Below are 18,093 nucleotides of genomic sequence, written 5' to 3'. Positions count from 1 at the left end.
CAAGGGCCGCGGTGTCGCCACCGCAGCCCTTTTTCATGAGGTCATCCCGACCGATCAGTAGGTCAGGCGGACGCTCAGCTGGAACTGGCGATCGCTCTTGAAGTACGAACGCGGCGCTTCCAGGCCCGAGCTGTTCAGCACGAAGGTCGTGCGCGTCGTCGCGTCGAGCAGGTTCTGGACCTGCAGACCGATCTTGAACTGCTTGTTGACCGTGTAGAACAGCGAGGCGTCCGCCTGGCCCGCCGCCAGCGAATAGACCGGCAGGAACGGGAAGCAGCAGTCGCGGTTGGTCAGCAGATATTTGGACCGCCAGCTATAGGCGATGCGCGCATAGATGCCCGCATAGTCATAGAAGGCCGACACGTTGAAGTTGTACTTCGACAGCTGGGCCAGCGGCAGCGTGCTGTACAGCCCCGCCACGTCGACCGGCGGACGGTTGCCGTCGGCAGGCCCGTTGTTCGGCGTCGCATTGGGGATCTTGCCCGGATCGACATAGGTGAAGGTCGCCTGCGTCCCCAGCCCGCGCAGGATGCCGGGCAGGAAGTCGTAGGTCTGCTGGTACGAGATTTCCGCGCCCTTGATATGCGCCGTGCCCGGTGCATTGGCGGGGCCGTTCACCGACACGGCGTAGGTCTGGCCGTTGTTGGTGAAGTCGCGGACGAACCCGTAATTGTCGAGGATGATGTTCGACAATTCCTTGTAGAACACCGCACCCGTCAGCGAGCCGACCTTGGCGAAATACCATTCGGCGGTCAGGTCGACCTGCTTGGCGTCGACCGGACGCAGATAGGGGTTCCGCGCGCTCGACTGGAAGCCATAGGACCCGGTCGTGTTGCTGCCCGACGGGCTGAGGCCGACGAAGTTGCGCAGATCGGTGAAGCCGGGGCGCGAGATCGCCTTGGACGCGGCCAGACGGAACAGCAGGGTCGGCGTCACCTGGTACTTCAGGTTCAGGCTGGGCAGCCACTTGTCGAAGCTCTGCTTGGCCACGTCGGTAGTCGACGCGCCGTTCGAGAAGGCGACGACCGCCGCCTGCTGCGCGCTGGTCAGCGTGCAGATCGGGCGCACCGTGTTGGTGTCGTTGGGCGAGGCGCAATAGGCCGCGACGGTCGGGAAATTGCCGATCGTCGTGCCGATCTGCGGGAAGGTGATGCCGCCGGTCGATTCATCCCGCGTATGGACATAGCGCAGGCCGATATTGCCCGACAGGCTGGTCTCGCCGCCGCCGATATTGTCGATCCCGAAATCCACGCGCGCATAGGCCGCATAGGTCCGCTCGCGCATCTTGTAGACTTCGTTCGGCCGGAAATAGCCGTCGACGAGGTCGGAGCCGCGATCCTCCAGCGGGACATAGCCGCCGCCCGACGCCTTGGTCGCCTCGCGCAGCAGCGCGGTCAGCGCGTCGTGATCGGTCAGCAGCGCATCGCGCAGGCCATAGGTCGTCGGCGGGGTCACCACCTGACCACGATAGAAATCGGTGAAGTTCAGGCCGGTCACCGCGCTCGAATATTTGTCGAGCGTCGCGGTGCTGGAGGTCCAGGTGTCGGACACCGCGCCCCAGTTGTTATAGTCGTTGGTCTTCACCGTCTGGTTGCGGTCCGAATAGCGGCCGCCGACCCGCACCTTGCGCAGGAACGAGTCCTCGGACACGTCATATTGCGCATCGGCCTTGAACGCCCACTCGTCGCCGTCGCTGTGCGTGCGGTTGTTCATCGCGTCGCGGATGAAGATCTTGGTCGGGTCGCCGAAATAGGCGGCGGCGGACTGGCCGTTGGGCGGGATCACGTTGATCAGCGGCGCACCGTTGCTACCGTCGATCCGCACGCCCGAGAAGGTCGCCAGTTCGACCGTGTCGTCCGAATCGCGGCCCTTCGAGAAGACATATTGTCCGTCGAAGTTCAGGTGCAGCCGTTCGGTCGGGTCCCACTTGACGTTGACCGACTGGTCCTGCGTCGCGCCGTCCGTCTTGAAATAGCGGTTGGCGAGCGTGGTGTACTGGCCGCCGCCGTTGCGGATCAGCGTGCCCGAGGTGAACAGGCCGTTGGCGTCATAGGTCGGCTGGCTGAAGTTCTGCCCCGCGATCGGCGCATTGGGGTTATAGCCCTGCGGGAAGATCTGGTTGGCGTCGGCATAATAGACGTTCGGCTCGACCGTGCGGTCCAGCCAGGTCTGCTTGGACTCGGCGCGCAGGAACTGCGCGGTGATCAGCAGGTTGCCGCGACCATTCTCATATTGCGCCGAACCGGCATAGCCGATGCGGGTGCGGTCGAACTGCTGCATGCGCGAGCCTGCGCCCAGCGGCACGTACACGACGTTGCGGCCCGACGGCACCGGATAATGGTCATAGGCGGTCGACGCATAGGGCGTGCCCGCGTTGATCGTCCGCCCCTCGCCCGCGTCCTGCTGGCCATTGCCGTTGGTGTCGTCATTGTAGCGCGGGATGAACGCCGAATAGAAGACCGAGTCCGACCGGCTATATTGCTGGTTGTAGCTGCCGCTGGCGAGAATGCCGAAGCGGCCGCCATTGCCCAGCTGCCACTGCTTGGAGAACAGGCCGACGACGGCGGGTGCGCTGCGCTTCGAGAAGTCGCCATAGTTCACGCTGCCCGACAGATAGACCAGCGTCTCCTTGGTGTCGAAGGGCTTGCGGGTGTTGATGTTGACCGTGCCCGAGATGCCGCCTTCGATCAGGTCGGCGGTCAGGTTCTTGTACACGTCGACCGAGCCGACCAGTTCGGTCGGCACGTCGTTGAAGCCGATCTCACGCCCGCCCGACACGCCGAAGCTGTCGCGGCCGTTGAACTCGCCGCGCACATAGCTGAGGCCACGGATGGTGACGCCCGAACCCTCGACCGAGAAGTGGGCGGTATCGTTGGCGGCGGCGAAGCGGGTGATGGCGACGCCGGGGACGCGCTGCAACGCCTCGTTGACCGAACGGTCGGGAAGCGCGCCGATGTCCTCGGCGGTGATCGCATCGACCACCGTATCGGCGTTGCGCTTGATCGACTGGGCATTGGCGAGCGACTGGCGCAGGCCCGTGACAACGATGTCACCCTGATTGCCCTCGGCGGCGGGCGTCGCGACGTCGGTAGCGGTCACATTGGACTGGTCGGGCGCGGTCTGGTTGGCGATCGACGCGCTGTTTGACAGCGGCTTCTTGCCCGCATTGGCACCGGCCGGCACGCTGGCCTGCCCGGCGGTACCGGCGCCGACATTGGTCTGCGGTACGGACTCGTCGTCGCGGGAAGCGGGTGCGGGCGTCGTCTGGGCCGACGCGGTCGCGGGGACCATTTGCACGGCCGCACAAAGGGCTACGACCGAAACCGTGGCCGCCAGCCGCTTGCGGCTGACGCCGTCAGCCAAGATTCGCATGGTGTGCATGTACCTTCCCGATCCTCTCCGATGCGCTTCGTCATGGAAGCGCCCCCGTTTTTTCGTGCCGCGTGATAGCGGTTATCATGCGGCTAAATCGGTGCCGATCCGGACTCAAGGGAAATATCTAAACTTGATTTAATTATTGAGGAATTGCATCGAACTGTTGCTGCCAGGTGACACTCCACAGGATCCCTGCGGGCAAGATCGGGAGAGGGTCTAGTGAGCGGCGATCCATCGGCGGACGACCGGGTGCGCATCATCGTGATCGGCGGCGGCACGGCGGGCTGGATGACCGCGGCGGGGCTGGTCGGCCTGTTGCCCGCGGCGTGCACCGTCCACCTGGTCGAGTCCGAGGAGATCGGCATCGTCGGCGTCGGCGAGGCGACCCTGCCGCATCTGCGCGCCTATCTCGAACGGCTGGGCATCGACGAAGCCGAATTCATGGCGGCGACCGATGCCACCTACAAGCTGGGGATCGAATTCCGCGATTTCGGCCGGATCGGCGACCGCTATATCCACCCCTTCGGCACCTATGGCCGCCCGCTCGCCGATATCGGCTTTCACCATTACTGGCTGCGTCGCCATGCCGAAGGCGCGCCGGTGCTGCCGATCGGCGCCTATTCTGCCGGGGTCGCAGCCGCCGAGGCCCGCCGGTTCGAGCGACCGGGCACCGACCCCGACGATCCCACCACCAGCTTCGGCTATGCCTATCAGTTCGACGCGACCCGCTTCGCGCCCTTTCTCCGCCGCTGGGCCGAGGCACGCGGCGCGCGGCGGACCGAGGGGCGCGTCGTGGCGGTCGAGCGCGATGCGGGCGACGGCGCGGTCCGGGCCGTGACGCTGGCCGACGGTACGCGGATCGAGGGCGACCTGTTCATCGACTGCTCGGGGTTTCGCAGCCTGTTGCTGGGGCAGGAACTGGCCGAACCCTGGGAGGACTGGTCGCACTGGCTGCCCTGCGACCGTGCGGTGGCGGTGCCGAGCGCCAGCCCCGACGCCCCGACCGAGCCCTTCACCCGGGCCACCGCGACCCTTGCAGGCTGGCGCTGGCGCATCCCGCTGCGCCACCGGGTCGGCAACGGCCATGTCTATGCCAGCGCATTCTGCGACGATGAACGGGCGGCCGAACTGCTGCTGGCCGGGTTGGACGGCCCCGCGCTCGCCGAGCCGCGCTTCCTGAAATTCCGCGCGGGGCGGCGGCGGCGCAGCTTCGTCGGCAATGTCGTGGCGGTCGGGCTCGCCTCAGGCTTTCTCGAGCCATTGGAGTCGACCAGCATCTATCTGGTCCAGGCCGCGATCACCGCGCTGGTCGAGCATTTCCCGGACGCCCAGGTCGCCGATGGCGACCGCGACGGGTTCAACGCCGCGATCGATGCCGAATATGACCGGATCCGCGATTTCCTGATCCTGCATTATCACGCCACGACCCGCGACGACTCCCCCTTCTGGAACCATGTCCGCACCATGACGGTGCCCGACACGCTGGCCGAGAAGATGGAGTTGTGGCGCGCCACCGCGCAGGTCGCGCATTATCGCCATGGCCTGTTCCTCGAGCCGAGCTGGGTCGCGGTCTATCTGGGCCAGGGCGTCGTGCCGCATGGCTGGGACCCGCGCGCCGACCGGCCCGAAGGCGCCGGGCTCGACCGCGCCCTGTCCGGCCTGTCGCGCGCGATCGCCGATCGGGTGGCGCGGATGCCCACGCACGACGCCGCCTTGGCGGCCATCGCGGCGGGAGCAGGCGCATGAACCGCCGCACCCTTCCCGCCCACGTCGCGGTCGCGGGCGGCGGGCCGGTCGCCTTCGCTGCCGCGCTCACCTTTGCGCAGGCCATGCCGGGCACGCGCGTCACGCTGGTCCCCGCGCCCGTGCCCGATGCCGCGCTGGCGGATCGCTGGCCGCTCGCCCTGCCGTCCGCCCATGCGATGCTCGCGCGGCTGCATTGCCCGCCCGACATGCTGCTGGCGCACGGCGTGGCGACGCCGCGCCTCGCCACGCGCTTCCTCGACTGGAGCGCTGACGGGACGGCGTGGATGGTCGCGGACGAGCCCGCCCCGCCGCTTGCCGGGGCACCGCTGCACCAGCTCTGGCTCCGGGCCGGGGCGCCGATGCCGTTCCACGCGCTCCACCCCGCCTGCGTCGCCGCCGAGGCGGGCCTGGTTCCCCGCGATGTCGAGCCTGGGCTCCATCTGGATGCGCGGCGGCTGCGCGACGGGCTGGCCTCGCTCGCCCGGCAGGCGGGGGTTGGCCGAGCAAGTGCCCCGCTCGCCGAAGCGACGACCGACACCGGCGGCGTGACGGCGCTGCATCTGGCCGATGGCAATCGGATCGAGGGCGATCTGGTCATCGACGCGACCGGCCCGGCGCGGCTGCTCGCCACCTCCCAGGGGTTCGAGGGCTGGGGCGACAGCCTGCCCTGCCATCACCTTCGGCTGGAGCCGTCCGCCCCCGCCCCCTCCCCCATCGACAGCTATCGCGCCGTGGCGGACGGCTGGACCGCCACATGGCCCGGCGCGTCGGTGAGCGCCAGCCGGGACGCGGCACCGGGCGCGATCGCCCTTGTCCCCGGCCGCCTGTCGGCGCCGATGCGCGGCAACGTCCTGGCGCTGGGCGAGGCGGCGGTGCAGCCGGGGCCGCTGGGCCTGACCGGCTTCACGCTGGCGCTGGCCCAGATCGCGCTGGCGCTGGAATTGCTGCCGACCGGCGCGGACATGCCCCTGTTGTCGGCCGAATATAATCGCCGCGCGAACCAGCGCGCCGACCGGATGCGCGACTTCCTCGCCGCGCATTACATCGCCACCACGACGCCGCCCGCCATGACCCCGTCGCTGGCGACCATAATCTCCCAGTTCGAGCGGCGCGGCACCCTGCCCCCGGCGGACGAGGACTCGGTCGAGCGCGACGCCTGGATCGCGATACTGATCGGCCAGGGCCTGCGCCCCGAGCGGCCCGACCCCATCGCGATGGGCATTCCGCGCGAGGTCGCGCGCCGGGCCGTGCTCGACAGGGCTGGACAGTGGCGCGCCGCCGCCGGAAAGCGCGGATCATGACCCCTTCCCCCATCGAACATGTCGTGATCGTCGGCGGCGGCACCGCCGGATGGATGATGGCGGCCGCCGCCGGGCGCTATCTGGACAATGGCCGCCGCCGGATCACCTTGGTGGAATCGGACGCGATCGGCACGGTCGGCGTCGGCGAGGCGACCATCCCCTCGATCCTGAACTTCAACGCGCTGCTCGGCATCGACGAGGCGGAGTTCCTGCGCGCCACCCAGGGCAGCTTCAAGCTCGGTATCGCATTCACCGGCTGGCACCGCCCCGACAGCCACTATATCCACCCGTTCGGCCATCATGGCCGCGACATTCAGGGGCTGAATTTCCATCAGCTCTGGCTGAAGATGCAGGGGCAGCCGGGCGTCGGGCCGATCGGCGACTATTCCGCCTCGACCGTCGCGATGGAGCGGGCCGCGTTCGGCAAGCCCTTGCCCGATCCGCGCTCGCCGCTGTCGGGGCTGGCCTATGCCTATCATTTCGATGCCGGGCTTTATGCCGCCTTTCTGCGCCGACGCGCGGAGGCGGACGGGGTCGCGCGGGTCGAGGGACGGATCGTCGCGGTCGAGCGGCACGAAAACGGCGATGTCGCGGGCGTGCGGCTGGAGGATGGCCGCCGGGTCGCGGGCGACCTGCTCGTCGACTGTTCGGGCTTCCGCAGCCTGTTGCTGGGCGACACGCTGGGCGTGCCGTTCGAGGACTGGTCGCACTGGCTGCCCTGCGACCGCGCCATCGCGGTGCCGACCGAGCGGACCGAGCCGCTGCTCCCCTATACCCGCGCCACCGCGCACGAAGCGGGTTGGCAATGGCGCATCCCGCTCCAGCACCGGACCGGCAATGGCGTGGTCTATGCCAGCCGTTTCATGGACGACGATACGGCGGAGCGCCTGCTCTTGTCCCGGCTCGACGCCGCGCCGACCGCGACGCCCCGGCGGCTGTCCTTCACCGCCGGATGTCGCCAGCGCCTGTGGGAGCGCAACGTCGTCGCGCTGGGCCTTGCGGGGGGCTTTCTGGAGCCGCTGGAATCGACCAGCATCCACCTGATCCAGCAGGGCATCTCGAAACTGTTCGCGCTCTTCCCCGACAAGCGGCTCTCGCCGGTCGAGCGTGACGAGTATAACCGGCAGATGGGCGACAATTACCGCTCGATCCGCGACTTCATCATCCTTCACTATCATGCGACGGCGCGCGACGATTCGCCCTTCTGGGACCATGTCCGCACCATGGCCCTGCCCGACACGCTGACCCGCAAGATCGCGCTATTCCGCGAAAAGGGGCGCATCTTCCGCTATGAGGACGAGCTGTTCGCGACGCCCAGCTGGGTCGCGGTGCTGCTGGGCCAGGGGGTGATGCCCGAAGGCTATGACCCGGTGATCGACGCGCTGGACGACGACCGGGTGCTCGCCGCGCTGCGCCAGATGCGACAGGCGACCGCGACCGCCGTGGCGGGCCTGCCGCCGCATGCGGTGGCGCTGGCGCGGATCGTCGCCGGTCAGGGCTGACCGGCGCCCAGCATCCGCAACAGATAGCCGCGAATCCGCTCGTCCCGCTCGGGCGAGGGCGGCCCCAATATGCCGTGCACCGCCGGGGGCAGGTGATCCGCCACCCGTGCGGCATCCTCGCCAAAGACATAGTGGTCGAACCATTCGCGCATCGCCGCGCGCTCCGCCGCCGGTCGGTCGCGCACCGCCAATATGGCATGGACCAACGCGGCGAAGGGCGCATCCGACGTGCCGCGCGTCCACCAGTAATTGACCAGCAGGTTCAGCGGCCCGTCGGCGCGAATCTCGTGCCACCACATGGCGGGGATATAGATGGCGTCGCCCGGCCCCAGCTCGGCGACCTGGGCGGCGGCTTGCGCGGCGGCGAAACGGGGAAAGCGGGTCAGGTCGGCGCGTTCGAGGTCGACCATGCTGGTCGGCTGCCCCGCCATCGTCATGTCGAGCGGCCCGACATAGAGGTTGGCGGCCTGTTCGGGCGGGAACAGCACGACCCGGCGGCGTCCGGCCGCGACGGCGGCGATGTTGCTGGCCATGTCGTAATGCGCCGACACCCGGCTGCCATTGCCGATCCACAGCCGCGCCTGCGCATCGCCGACCGGCAAGGGCAGCGGATGGTTGCGGGTCCAGCCGGGGAAATGCTCGGCCGCGGTGCTGGCCCCGGCATAAAGCGCGGGCGGTTCATCCTGCCCCTCGTTGCGCAGCAACGCCTCGAGCAACAGGGGAAGCGGGATTTGCGCGCGCTCGAAATTGAAGCCGCCGAAATCGTCGCGGTAGAAGAATCGCCCGCCGATCGCGGGATCGCCCGCCATCAGACCCAGCGGCCTGCCCCCGTCATAGCCGCGCAGGCAGTCGGCGAGCGCCGCCACTCCCCGCCGCCCCGCCGCGACCACCGGCCAGCCCTCGACCAGACCGCGCATTACCACCGGCGTCGCCGCCTCGACCAGCGCGAGGAAACCGTCCTGCGTGGTCGGCGCGCTCCGCTCCGCGACGCGGGGGGCCTGGGCGATCCAGTCGGCGGTCGCGCTCGCTTCGGAATCCTGTCTCATCACGGTTCGATCCGTGTCAGGCCCGGACGGGAAAAGGAAATGATTTTCGTTGCGTTGCGCCGCGCCAAGGGTAGCACGCGATAACATATGGGGCGGAACATCGGCCCCGTCAGGAGAGACGATGCCGCATATCCTGCCCCCGACACGGAGCTGCCGCCTGATGCTCGCCGGTCTGTCGCTGACGATGGGCCTGCCCGCCGCTCTGCCCGCCCAGTTGAGTGCGGCCGAGGGCATCCGCGCGCTCGGGGCCGAAACGCGGGCGGGGCGACCGCTGCCGCTTCATATCGGCGGGCGCGTGGTCGCGACCGACGGCTATCGGCGGCAATGGCCGGGCACCTATATCGAGGGCGCGTTCCGGGGACCGACGGTCGATCTGGGGGTCGGACCCGGTGCCGTGTCGCTGCGCATCCGTGTCGATGGCGGCGCGCCCATGCCGCTGGTCCGCCCCGCCCCCGGCCTCTATCGCATCGCCGCACGGGGCACGGGGCCGCACCGCATCCGCGTCGATGTCGCCAGCGAGAGCCAGGCTGGATGGACGGTGCTGCGCGGGCTGTTCGCCCCCACCGGCACGATCCCGCTGCCCGCACCCGCGCCGCGCGCGCGACAGATCGAGTTCATCGGCGATTCGCACACGGTCGGCTATGGCAACACCTCCCCCACACGTCAGTGCAGCCAGGATGCGATCTGGCGGACGACCGACACGACGCTGGGCCTGCCCGGTATCGCCGCGCGCCATTATGACGCCGATTATCAGGTCAACGCCATTTCCGGTCGCGGGATCGTGCGCAACTATGGCGGCTTCGCCGCGCCGACCTTGCCGGACGCCTATCCCTATGCGCTGTTCGACGGCCGCACCCCGGCGGCGACGCCCGGCTGGAACCCGCAGGTCGTGGTCATCGCGCTGGGCACCAACGACTTCTCGACGCCGCTGAAGCCCGGCGAGCGCTGGGCCGACCGCGACGCGCTCCACGCCGATTACGAGCGGCGCTATGTCGATTTCGTCGGCCGCCTGCGCCGCCACTATCCCCGCGCCTTCTTCGTCCTGTGGGCGACCGATCTGGCCGATGGCGAGATCAAGCGCGAGGTCGGCAAGGTCGTCGACCGGCTGCGCGCGGGCGGGGAACGGCGCATCGCCTTCGTGCCCGTCGACGGGCTGGGCTTTACCGGCTGCGACGCTCATCCCGACACCGATGACGATCGTAAGGTCGCCGCCGCGATCGAACGGGCCATCGATGCCCGACCCGATATATGGACGCGCCGCTGATGCGCCGCCTCCTGACGCTGCTCTCCGTTGCGGCCGCCGCCATGCCCGCCCAGGCCGCGCCCCGCTGGCCCCATGGTGCGAAGGCGGCGGTGGTGCTGACCTATGACGATGCGCTGCCCTCGCAGCTCGACCATGCGGTGCCCGCGCTCGACGCCGCCGGGCTGAAGGGCACTTTCTTCCTCGCCAATGTCCGTGCGCAGGATGTCGGTCGCTGGCGCGCCGTGGCGCATGAAGGGCATGAGCTGGGCAATCACACCATCTTCCACCCCTGCCGCGCCGCCGCCTTTCCCGCCGATCCGCGCTACACCACCGAGGCCTATACCCCGGCGAGCATGATCAAGGAGATCGCGCAGCAGAATGTCCTGCTGACCGCGCTCGACGGCAGGATGCGCCACGGCTTTGCGACACCCTGTGGCGAGACGCGAGCAGGCGGGGTCGATTATCTCGAGCCGCTGCGCGCCGCCGGCCTCGTCACCTATGCGCGCGGGGTCAGCGCCAGCCCGGCCGAACTGGCGGCGGACGTCGCGCGGATCGACCCGATGCACATCCCCGCACGCGGTTTCGGCGAGGGGGACGATGCCGCGAAGATGATCGGCTTCGTCGAACAGGCCGAGGCGGGCGGCGGCATGGCGGTGCTGCTGTTCCACGGCGTCGGCGGCGATCACCTGGCAGTCACCGATGCGCAGCACCGCGCCTTCGTCGCCTGGCTGAAGGCACATCGCCGTGACGTCTGGGTCGCCACGCTGCAACAGGCGCTCGACTGGGCGCACGCGCATCCCGGACCGTCGCCGCGCCGATAGCGCGCGCCATCGGGAACTCTCTACCGCCCCAATTCGTCAGCCATCATGACCCAAAATCGATCGTTTTGCGGCATTTGCGTGTAAAGGGATCGAGACTCGGCAATGGCGGACGATGAGGTGACGGGACGGCATGCGATGGCGGCGGCGTAATTTGGCTTCGATGAGTGCGGATGTGGGCGATGGACTGGCCCCGGCCGTCGAGGCGGTGACGAGTGGTTCGCGCCCCACCCCCGCCCCGGACGCCCGCCCCCCCGAACGCGGATATCGGGTCATCGCGCTGGTCGTCGCATCGGCCCTGTTCATGCAGCAGCTGGACGGCACCGTCCTGACCGTCGCGCTGCCCACCATGGCGCGCGACCTGGGCACATCGGCCACCAGCCTCAGCTTCGCGCTGACCGCCTATCTGCTGGCGCTGGCGCTGTTCATTCCCGCCAGCGGCACGCTGGCCGACCGTTTCGGGTCGCGGACCGTCTTCTGCTCGGCGATCGGCATCTTCCTGCTCGGCTCGGTGCTGTGCGCGCAGGCGGGGACCTTGCCCATATTGGTCGCGTCGCGGTTCCTGCAGGGGATCGGCGGGGCGATGATGGTGCCGGTCGGCCGCCTCGTCCTGCTGCGCAGCGTCGCCAAGGAGGATATGGTCCAGGCGCTGTCCTGGCTGGTCATGCCCGCGCTGATCGGGCCAATCCTGGGGCCGCCGCTGGGCGGGTTCATCGTGACCTGGCTCGACTGGCGCTGGATCTTCTATCTCAACATCCCGATCGGCGTTCTGGGCATGATCGGCGCGATCCTGCTGGTGCCCGACGTGCCCGGCGATGCGCGGGCGCGGTTCGACGTGTCGGGCTTCCTCCTGTCGGGGATTGCGCTCGGCTGCCTGTTGTTCGGGTTCGAGCTGGCGAGCCGACCGGGGACGGGCTGGGCCGCGCTGGCGCTGCTGGCGGTCGGTGCGGTGCTGGCCGTCGCCTATATCCGCCATGCCCGGCGGGTCAGCGATCCGATCCTCGACCTGACGCTGATGCGCGTGCCGACCTTCCGCCTGTCGGTGATCGGCGGCTCGCTGACCCGGATCACGCAGGGGGCGCAGCCCTTTCTGTTGCCGCTGATGTTCCAGCTGGGCTTCGGGCTGACCGCCGCGAAGACGGGCACCATCACCATGGCGGGCGCCGTAGGCGCGCTGGCGATGAAGGCGCTGGCGCCGCGCGTGCTGCGCCGCTGGGGCTTTCGACGCAGCCTGATCGTGTCGGGGCTGGTCAGCAGCGCGGGCTATGCGACCTGCGCGCTGTTCCGCCCCGACTGGCAGACCGCCGCGATGATCGGCGTGCTCGCGCTGTCGGGCTTCTTCACCTCGTTCCAGTTCACCGGCTTCAACGCGATCGCCTATGCCGATGTCGAGAAGGAACGGATGAGCGCGGCGACCAGCTTCTATGCGACCTTCCAGCAGCTGACCCTGTCGCTGGGCATCTGCACGGCGGCGACGGTGCTGGAGCTGGGGACGCTGGTCGAGGGCAAGGCGCAGCCGACGCTGACCGTGTTTTCGGCGGCGTTCCTGGTGGTTGCCGCGATCTCGGCCTCCGCCGTGATCTGGAACCGCCGCTTCGCTGCCGATGCGGGGGCGGAGATGAGCGGGCACCACCCGGTGCGGTGAACCCGCCCGCCCCGCCGTCCGCAAACCGCTTGCATTGCATGTGTACAAATGTACACATCGCCGTCGATCCGCTGCTCGGAAAGGATGGATGTCATGCAGGAAACGCGAATGTCGCGCCGGTCGGTCATGGGGGGTGCGATGGCGCTGACGGTGCCGGGCATCGGCGGCGTGGCTGCGGCGCAAGGCGCGGGCAGGCCGGTGCTGGGCCGCCGCGACGGCCGCTGGCTGAACGAGCCCCGGCAATGGAGCGTCGATGCGGCGGGCGACCTGACCCTGGTCACCGATCAGGGCACCGATTTCTGGCGCGAGACTCATTATGGCTTCACGCGCGACAGCGGCCATTTCCTGGGCTTCACCGCCCCCGACGCCTTCACCGCGCAACTGCGCATCCGGGGCCGTTACGACAAGCTCTACGATCAGGCGGGCATCATGGTGCGCGTCGACGAACGCCGCTGGGTCAAGGCGGGGATCGAGCTGTCCGATGGCCGCGCGATGTTGAGCAGCGTGCTGACCGATGGCCGCTCCGACTGGGCGACCGGCCCCTATATGGGCGATGCCGGCGACTTCTGGATGCGCGCCACGGTCGCCAGGGGCGTGTTGCGGTTGCAGGTGTCGGCGGACGGCCGGACATGGCCGCTCGTCCGGCTGGCCCCCTTTCCCGTCGCCACCGCCTATCAGGTCGGGCCGATGGCCTGCACCCCGGAGCGCAGCGGGTTGAGCGTCCGCTTTTCCGACCTGCGCATCACCGCCCCGCTGGGCAAAGACCTGCACGATCTGAGCTGATCGATGCGCCAGAAGGACCGGATGCTGGCGGGCGAGCCCTATACCGCCGACGATCCCGAACTGGCGGCCGACCAGGCGGCGGCGGCGGCTTGGATGGCGCGCTACAACGCGTCGCTCGCCGCCGATGCGACAGAGCGTCATGCGCTGCTGGTCGCGGGGCTGGGCAAGGTCGGGCGCAACGTCGTCGTGCGACCGCCCTTCCACTGCGACTATGGCTATAACATCGCGCTGGGCGAAGGGGTCTTCCTGAACTTCGGCTGCGTCATCCTGGACGTCGTGGCGGTGGAGATCGGCGCGGGGACGCAGGTCGGGCCCGGCGTCCAGATCCTGACCGCCGACCACCCGCGCGACCCCGCGCAGCGCGCGCAGGGTCTGGAATGGGGGCGACCGATCCGGATCGGCGGCAATGTCTGGATCGGCGGCGGTGCGCTGATCCTGCCCGGCGTCACCATCGGCGACGATGCGATCATCGGCGCGGGCAGCGTCGTGACCCGTGACGTCGCCCAAGGCGCGACGGTGGCGGGCAATCCCGCCCGGCCGATCGGACGATGAGCGCCCGGCTCGACCGGACCGGCACGGGCAAGCCGCATTTCGAGACGCTCGACGGCCTGCGCGGCACGGCGGCGCTGCTGGTCGTCGCCTTCCATATCCAGGGCATCACCGTGCTGTTCGATCCGGCGCGGCTGATGCTGCCCCATGCCTATCTCGCGGTCGATTTCTTCTTCGCGCTGTCGGGATTCGTGATCGGCTATGCCTATGACGACCGATGGGGCGCGATGACGGTGCGCGACTTCCTCGCGCGACGCCTGCTTCGCCTGCATCCGCTCGTCATGCTGGGTGCCCTGCTCGGGCTGGCGAGTTATCTGGGCGATCCCTTTGCCGATGGGCGGCAGGATGCCTCGGCCGCATGGGTGGCTCTGGCCTTCGTCGCGGCGATGCTCGCCCTGCCCTCGCCGCCGCTGCCCAATCGGCTGGGGGACAGCCATCCGCTCAATGCCCCGGCCTGGACCCTGTTTCAGGAATATATCGGCAATCTCGCCTATGCGCTGGTCCTGCGTCGGCTGCGGATGCGGGCGCTGATCGCGCTGACCGGGCTGGCGGCGATGGCCTCGCTGGTCACCGCGCTGTCGCTGGGGTCCTACGATACCGGCTGGGGGCTGGCCAATTTCTGGGGCGCGCCGATCCGGCTGGCCTATCCGTTTCTCGCGGGACTGCTGCTCTATCGGCTGGGCGACCGGCTGCCGCGCCTCACCCTGGGTTTCCCGCTGTTGAGCGCGATCCTGCTCGCGCTGTTCGCCGCGCCGGTGCTGGGGACGTGGCACGGCATCGCGCTGAACGGGCTGTACCAGGCCGGGTGCGTGCTGATCCTGTTTCCCGCCATCATCGTGGCGGGCCGACATTCGGCGGGCGGCCCCGCGACGCTGCGGCTGTGCAGGCTGGCGGGGCGGCTCTCCTATCCGCTCTACATCACCCATTATCCGTTCGTGTACGTCTATATGAACTGGGTGGCGACCCGACCGGCCAGCGGCGCGACGACCGCGGCGATCGCGGTTTCGCTCTATCTGTTCACGATCCTGTTCGCCGCGGCCGCGCATCATTATTGGGACGCGCCCCTGCGAAGGCGCCTGAATACCCTGATAACAAAGCGATAAATTCGCCGCCCCGCATTGCGCGGCGGCATGATCGGGTTGTACCCCTTGCCCCGGAACGCCCGGAGCGGCGCGGAGGAGAGCCCGATGATGAAGTCCCTGACCGTCCTGACCCTGTCGGCGCTCGCCCTGGCCGCCCCGGCCGTCGCCCGGTCCGACGGCGCCACGGTCCGGATCGAGACGGGGCAGGTGCGTGGCACCGTCGCGGACGGTGTGGCCAGCTGGAAGGGCATTCCCTTTGCCGCGCCGCCGGTCGGCCCCCTCCGCTGGCGCGCGCCGCAACCGGCGGCGCGTTGGCAGGGCGTGCGCGACGCCACCGCCTATGCCACCGACTGCATGCAGCAACCCTTTCCCAGCGACGCCGCGCCGCTCGGCACCCGGCCGTCGGAGGACTGCCTCTACGCCAATGTCTGGAAGCCCGCCGGGAGCGGAGGCAAGCTGCCGGTGCTGGTCTGGATCTATGGCGGCGGCTTCGTCAATGGCGGGGCATCGCCGCCGACCTATGCGGGGGCGAACCTGGCGCGCCAGGGGGTGATGGTCGTCAGCTTCAACTACCGGGTCGGGCGGTTCGGCACCTTCGCGCTGCCGCAGTTGACCGCCGAGAATGCCGATGGCGGGCGGCTGGGCAATTACGGCACGATGGACCAGATCGCCGCGCTGCGCTGGGTCCGGCGCAACATCGCGGCGTTCGGCGGCGATCCGGCCAGGGTCACTATCGTCGGCGAGAGCGCGGGCGGCATGTCGGTGCACCAACTCGTCACCTCACCCGAGGCGCAAGGACTGTTCGCCCGGGCCTTCGTCATGTCGGGCGGCGATGCGCGCAGCGATCCGCGCAGGACGCTCGCCGCCGTCGAGCGGATCGGCGCGGCCTTCGCCCGCACCAAGGGGATCGACCCCGCCGCCCCCGACGCGCTGTCGCGGCTGCGCGCGCTGTCCGCCGAGCAGGTGACCGACGGGCTGAACCTGGCGCAGCTCTTCAACCCCGCAGGCGGCGAGCCGACCTTTTCCGGCCCCTTTGTCGACGGCAAGGTGATCGTCGATCCGCACGCGGCCTATCGGGCCGACCGCTTCGCGCGGGTGCCGATGGTGGTCGGCGCGACCGATGCCGATATCGGCGGCAAGACCGGCTATATGGTCGGCGGCGCACGCGCGGTGGCGGGAATGCTGGCCGACAAGCGCGTGCCGGTCTGGGAATATCGCTTTTCCTATGTCGCCTCCTCGGTCGGCCAGCCAGGCGCGCAGCATGCGACCGACATCCCCTTCTTCTTCGACAACCAGGCGATCAAATATGGCACCGCCACGACCCCGCGCGACCGGGCGATGGGCCGGGCGATGAGCGGCTATCTCGTCAATTTCGTGAAGACCGGCGACCCCAATGGCGCGGGCCTGCCCCGCTGGGACCGCTATGGCCGTGCCGCCGACACGCTGGCGGATTTCACGCCCGCCGGAACGGTCATGGTCGGTCGCGATCCCTGGGGCGCGGATATCGACCGGGTTGCCGCCTCCGGGGATGCTCCCTAACCTGCGGGGACAAGGACAGAATAACAGGCCGGGAGTGGTGAGGATGGACGAAAGCGGGATCAACCGGCGCCAGGCGCTGGCCGGGGCGGCATGGACGGGCACGGCGATGCTGGCCGGCGGGACCGCCCGCGCCGCCGCGCCCGCAGGGCCGCTCGCCCCGCGCCCGCCCATGGGCTGGAACAGCTGGAACAGCTTCGCCACCACCATCACCGAGGCGCAGGCGCGCGAGACCGCCGCGATCATGCGCGACCGACTGCTGCCCTTCGGCTATGATATCTTCACCGTCGACATCCAATGGTATGAGCCCAACGCCGCCAGCTATGAATATAGCGCCGCGCCGGTGCCCGCGATGGATGGTCATGGCCGCCTGATCCCCGCGCCCAACCGCTTTCCCTCCAGCGCCGACGGATCGGGCTTCACGAAATTGGCGGCGGACGTGCACGCCATGGGGATGCGGTTCGGCATCCACCTGATGCGCGGCATTCCCCGGCTGGCGGTGAAGCGCAACCTGCCGGTCCTCGGCACCCGCTACCGCGCCGCCGACATCGCCGACACGAGCAGCATCTGCGCCTGGAATCCCGACATGTACGGCGTCGACATGACCCGGCCCGGCGCGCAGGCCTATTATGACAGCGTGTTCGCGCTCTATGCCTCCTGGGGCGTCGATTTCGTCAAGATGGACGATATGAGCCGCCCCTATGACGCCCATGCCCCCGAGATCGAGGCGGCGCACAAGGCGATCGGCAATAGCGGCCGCCCGATCATCCTCAGCCTGTCGCCTGGCGAGACGCCGGTGATCCGGGGCCCACATGTCCGCCGCCATGCGCAGATGTGGCGCATCTCGGACGATTTCTGGGACGAATGGCCGATGCTGGAGGCGCAGTTCACCCGGCTGGAGAATTGGACGCCCTATTGCGGGCCGGGCGGCTGGCCCGATGCCGACATGCTGCCGCTCGGCCGCCTCGCGCTGGGCAAGCGGGACACCAAGTTCACCCCCGACGAGCAGCGGACGCTGATGACGCTGTGGTCGATCGCGCGCTCGCCGTTGATCATGGGCGGGGACCTGCGCCATCTGGACGCGCCGACGCTGGCGCTGCTGACCAACCGCGCGGTGCTGGCGGTCAACCAGGCCTCGACCGACAACCGGCCGCATTTCGTCGAGGACGGCGCGCGCATCTGGGCCGCCACGCCCGAGGGTGCGCCGCGCGACCGCTATCTCGCGCTGTTCAACACCACCGACAAGCCCAGGGAGGTCGGCCTGGCCCTGTCCTATCTGGGCCTGAAGGGCGGGGTCGGCGTGACCGACCTGTGGAGCGGACAATCGCTCGGCCGGGCGAACGGCCGTTTCGCGCAGACCCTGCCGCCGCATGGATCGGGGCTTTATCGCCTGCGCGCCTGACGCGAACCGGCATGGCGGATGAACCCACTGTCCTCCGGCGGTAAGGCGGGGTCGATCCCGACCAT

Annotated in this window: 13 protein-coding genes; 11 read left to right on the top strand and 2 right to left on the bottom strand. The window is 69.2% G+C overall.

Annotated features, from left to right (window positions below):
- Window positions 1-54: 54 nt before the first annotated feature.
- Window positions 55-3,372, bottom strand: a complete 3,318-nt coding sequence (locus ABIC44_RS06750) for a TonB-dependent receptor (RefSeq protein WP_354294438.1) — start codon at window positions 3,370-3,372, stop codon at window positions 55-57.
- Window positions 3,373-3,594: 222 nt separating this feature from the next.
- Here ABIC44_RS06750 and ABIC44_RS06745 point away from each other — a divergent pair, with 222 nt between their 5' ends.
- The 3 genes from ABIC44_RS06745 to ABIC44_RS06735 are packed head-to-tail and all read left to right on the top strand — an operon-like array spanning window position 3,595 to window position 7,924.
- Window positions 3,595-5,121, top strand: coding sequence for a tryptophan halogenase family protein (locus ABIC44_RS06745; RefSeq protein WP_354294437.1), 1,527 nt, complete (start codon window positions 3,595-3,597; stop codon window positions 5,119-5,121).
- The gene (locus ABIC44_RS06740; RefSeq protein WP_354294435.1) at window positions 5,118-6,422 is read left to right on the top strand and encodes a tryptophan 7-halogenase; all 1,305 of its coding nucleotides are present in this window, start codon (window positions 5,118-5,120) and stop codon (window positions 6,420-6,422) included. Before ABIC44_RS06745 ends, ABIC44_RS06740 begins: the two co-directional genes overlap by 4 nt.
- Window positions 6,419-7,924: a tryptophan halogenase family protein gene (locus ABIC44_RS06735; RefSeq protein WP_354294433.1), complete on the top strand. Its 1,506-nt coding sequence runs from the start codon at window positions 6,419-6,421 to the stop codon at window positions 7,922-7,924. Before ABIC44_RS06740 ends, ABIC44_RS06735 begins: the two co-directional genes overlap by 4 nt.
- Here ABIC44_RS06735 and ABIC44_RS06730 read toward each other — a convergent pair.
- Window positions 7,915-8,970, bottom strand: a complete 1,056-nt coding sequence (locus ABIC44_RS06730; RefSeq protein WP_354294431.1) for a cupin-like domain-containing protein — start codon at window positions 8,968-8,970, stop codon at window positions 7,915-7,917. The genes ABIC44_RS06735 and ABIC44_RS06730 overlap by 10 nt on opposite strands.
- A gap of 121 nt (window positions 8,971-9,091) precedes the next feature.
- Here ABIC44_RS06730 and ABIC44_RS06725 point away from each other — a divergent pair, with 121 nt between their 5' ends.
- From ABIC44_RS06725 to ABIC44_RS06690, 8 genes are all read left to right on the top strand, one after another.
- Window positions 9,092-10,234, top strand: a complete 1,143-nt coding sequence (locus tag ABIC44_RS06725) for an SGNH/GDSL hydrolase family protein (RefSeq protein ID WP_354294430.1) — start codon at window positions 9,092-9,094, stop codon at window positions 10,232-10,234.
- Window positions 10,234-11,034, top strand: coding sequence for a polysaccharide deacetylase family protein (locus tag ABIC44_RS06720; protein ID WP_354294429.1), 801 nt, complete (start codon window positions 10,234-10,236; stop codon window positions 11,032-11,034). The genes ABIC44_RS06725 and ABIC44_RS06720 overlap by 1 nt, the downstream gene beginning before the upstream one ends.
- A gap of 160 nt (window positions 11,035-11,194) precedes the next feature.
- Window positions 11,195-12,676, top strand: coding sequence for an MFS transporter (locus ABIC44_RS06715; RefSeq protein WP_354294428.1), 1,482 nt, complete (start codon window positions 11,195-11,197; stop codon window positions 12,674-12,676).
- 93 nt (window positions 12,677-12,769) lie between these two features.
- Window positions 12,770-13,459, top strand: coding sequence for a DUF1349 domain-containing protein (locus ABIC44_RS06710; protein ID WP_354294427.1), 690 nt, complete (start codon window positions 12,770-12,772; stop codon window positions 13,457-13,459).
- A gap of 3 nt (window positions 13,460-13,462) precedes the next feature.
- Complete coding sequence (locus ABIC44_RS06705; protein ID WP_354294426.1) at window positions 13,463-14,011, top strand: sugar O-acetyltransferase; 549 nt, start codon at window positions 13,463-13,465, stop codon at window positions 14,009-14,011.
- The gene (locus ABIC44_RS06700; RefSeq protein WP_354294425.1) at window positions 14,008-15,111 is read left to right on the top strand and encodes an acyltransferase family protein; all 1,104 of its coding nucleotides are present in this window, start codon (window positions 14,008-14,010) and stop codon (window positions 15,109-15,111) included. The genes ABIC44_RS06705 and ABIC44_RS06700 overlap by 4 nt, the downstream gene beginning before the upstream one ends.
- A gap of 87 nt (window positions 15,112-15,198) precedes the next feature.
- Window positions 15,199-16,629, top strand: a complete 1,431-nt coding sequence (locus ABIC44_RS06695) for a carboxylesterase/lipase family protein (RefSeq protein WP_354294540.1) — start codon at window positions 15,199-15,201, stop codon at window positions 16,627-16,629.
- Window positions 16,630-16,672: 43 nt separating this feature from the next.
- Entirely contained in the window at window positions 16,673-18,028 is a 1,356-nt protein-coding gene (locus ABIC44_RS06690) for a glycoside hydrolase family 27 protein (RefSeq protein ID WP_502959823.1), read from the top strand.
- The last annotated feature ends 65 nt before the right edge of the window (window positions 18,029-18,093 follow it).

It is taken from the genome of Sphingomonas sp. 1185, assembly GCF_040544655.1.
In the GTDB taxonomy this organism is placed as follows: Bacteria; Pseudomonadota; Alphaproteobacteria; order Sphingomonadales; family Sphingomonadaceae; genus Sphingomonas.
This window is presented reverse-complemented; position numbering and strand designations above follow the sequence as displayed.

What these genes read in the sequence shown, in the direction of transcription:
- ABIC44_RS06750 (WP_354294438.1), bottom strand. Translation starts at nt 3,372, where the DNA reads ATGCGAATCTTGGCTGACGGCGTCAGCCGCAAGCGGCTGGCGGCCACG.
- ABIC44_RS06740 (WP_354294435.1), top strand. Translation starts at nt 5,118, where the DNA reads ATGAACCGCCGCACCCTTCCCGCCCACGTCGCGGTCGCGGGCGGCGGG.
- ABIC44_RS06735 (WP_354294433.1), top strand. Translation starts at nt 6,419, where the DNA reads ATGACCCCTTCCCCCATCGAACATGTCGTGATCGTCGGCGGCGGCACC.
- ABIC44_RS06730 (WP_354294431.1), bottom strand. Translation starts at nt 8,970, where the DNA reads ATGAGACAGGATTCCGAAGCGAGCGCGACCGCCGACTGGATCGCCCAG.
- ABIC44_RS06725 (WP_354294430.1), top strand. Translation starts at nt 9,092, where the DNA reads ATGCCGCATATCCTGCCCCCGACACGGAGCTGCCGCCTGATGCTCGCC.
- ABIC44_RS06720 (WP_354294429.1), top strand. Translation starts at nt 10,234, where the DNA reads ATGCGCCGCCTCCTGACGCTGCTCTCCGTTGCGGCCGCCGCCATGCCC.
- ABIC44_RS06715 (WP_354294428.1), top strand. Translation starts at nt 11,195, where the DNA reads ATGAGTGCGGATGTGGGCGATGGACTGGCCCCGGCCGTCGAGGCGGTG.
- ABIC44_RS06710 (WP_354294427.1), top strand. Translation starts at nt 12,770, where the DNA reads ATGCAGGAAACGCGAATGTCGCGCCGGTCGGTCATGGGGGGTGCGATG.
- ABIC44_RS06705 (WP_354294426.1), top strand. Translation starts at nt 13,463, where the DNA reads ATGCGCCAGAAGGACCGGATGCTGGCGGGCGAGCCCTATACCGCCGAC.
- ABIC44_RS06700 (WP_354294425.1), top strand. Translation starts at nt 14,008, where the DNA reads ATGAGCGCCCGGCTCGACCGGACCGGCACGGGCAAGCCGCATTTCGAG.
- ABIC44_RS06695 (WP_354294540.1), top strand. Translation starts at nt 15,199, where the DNA reads ATGAAGTCCCTGACCGTCCTGACCCTGTCGGCGCTCGCCCTGGCCGCC.
- ABIC44_RS06690 (WP_502959823.1), top strand. Translation starts at nt 16,673, where the DNA reads ATGGACGAAAGCGGGATCAACCGGCGCCAGGCGCTGGCCGGGGCGGCA.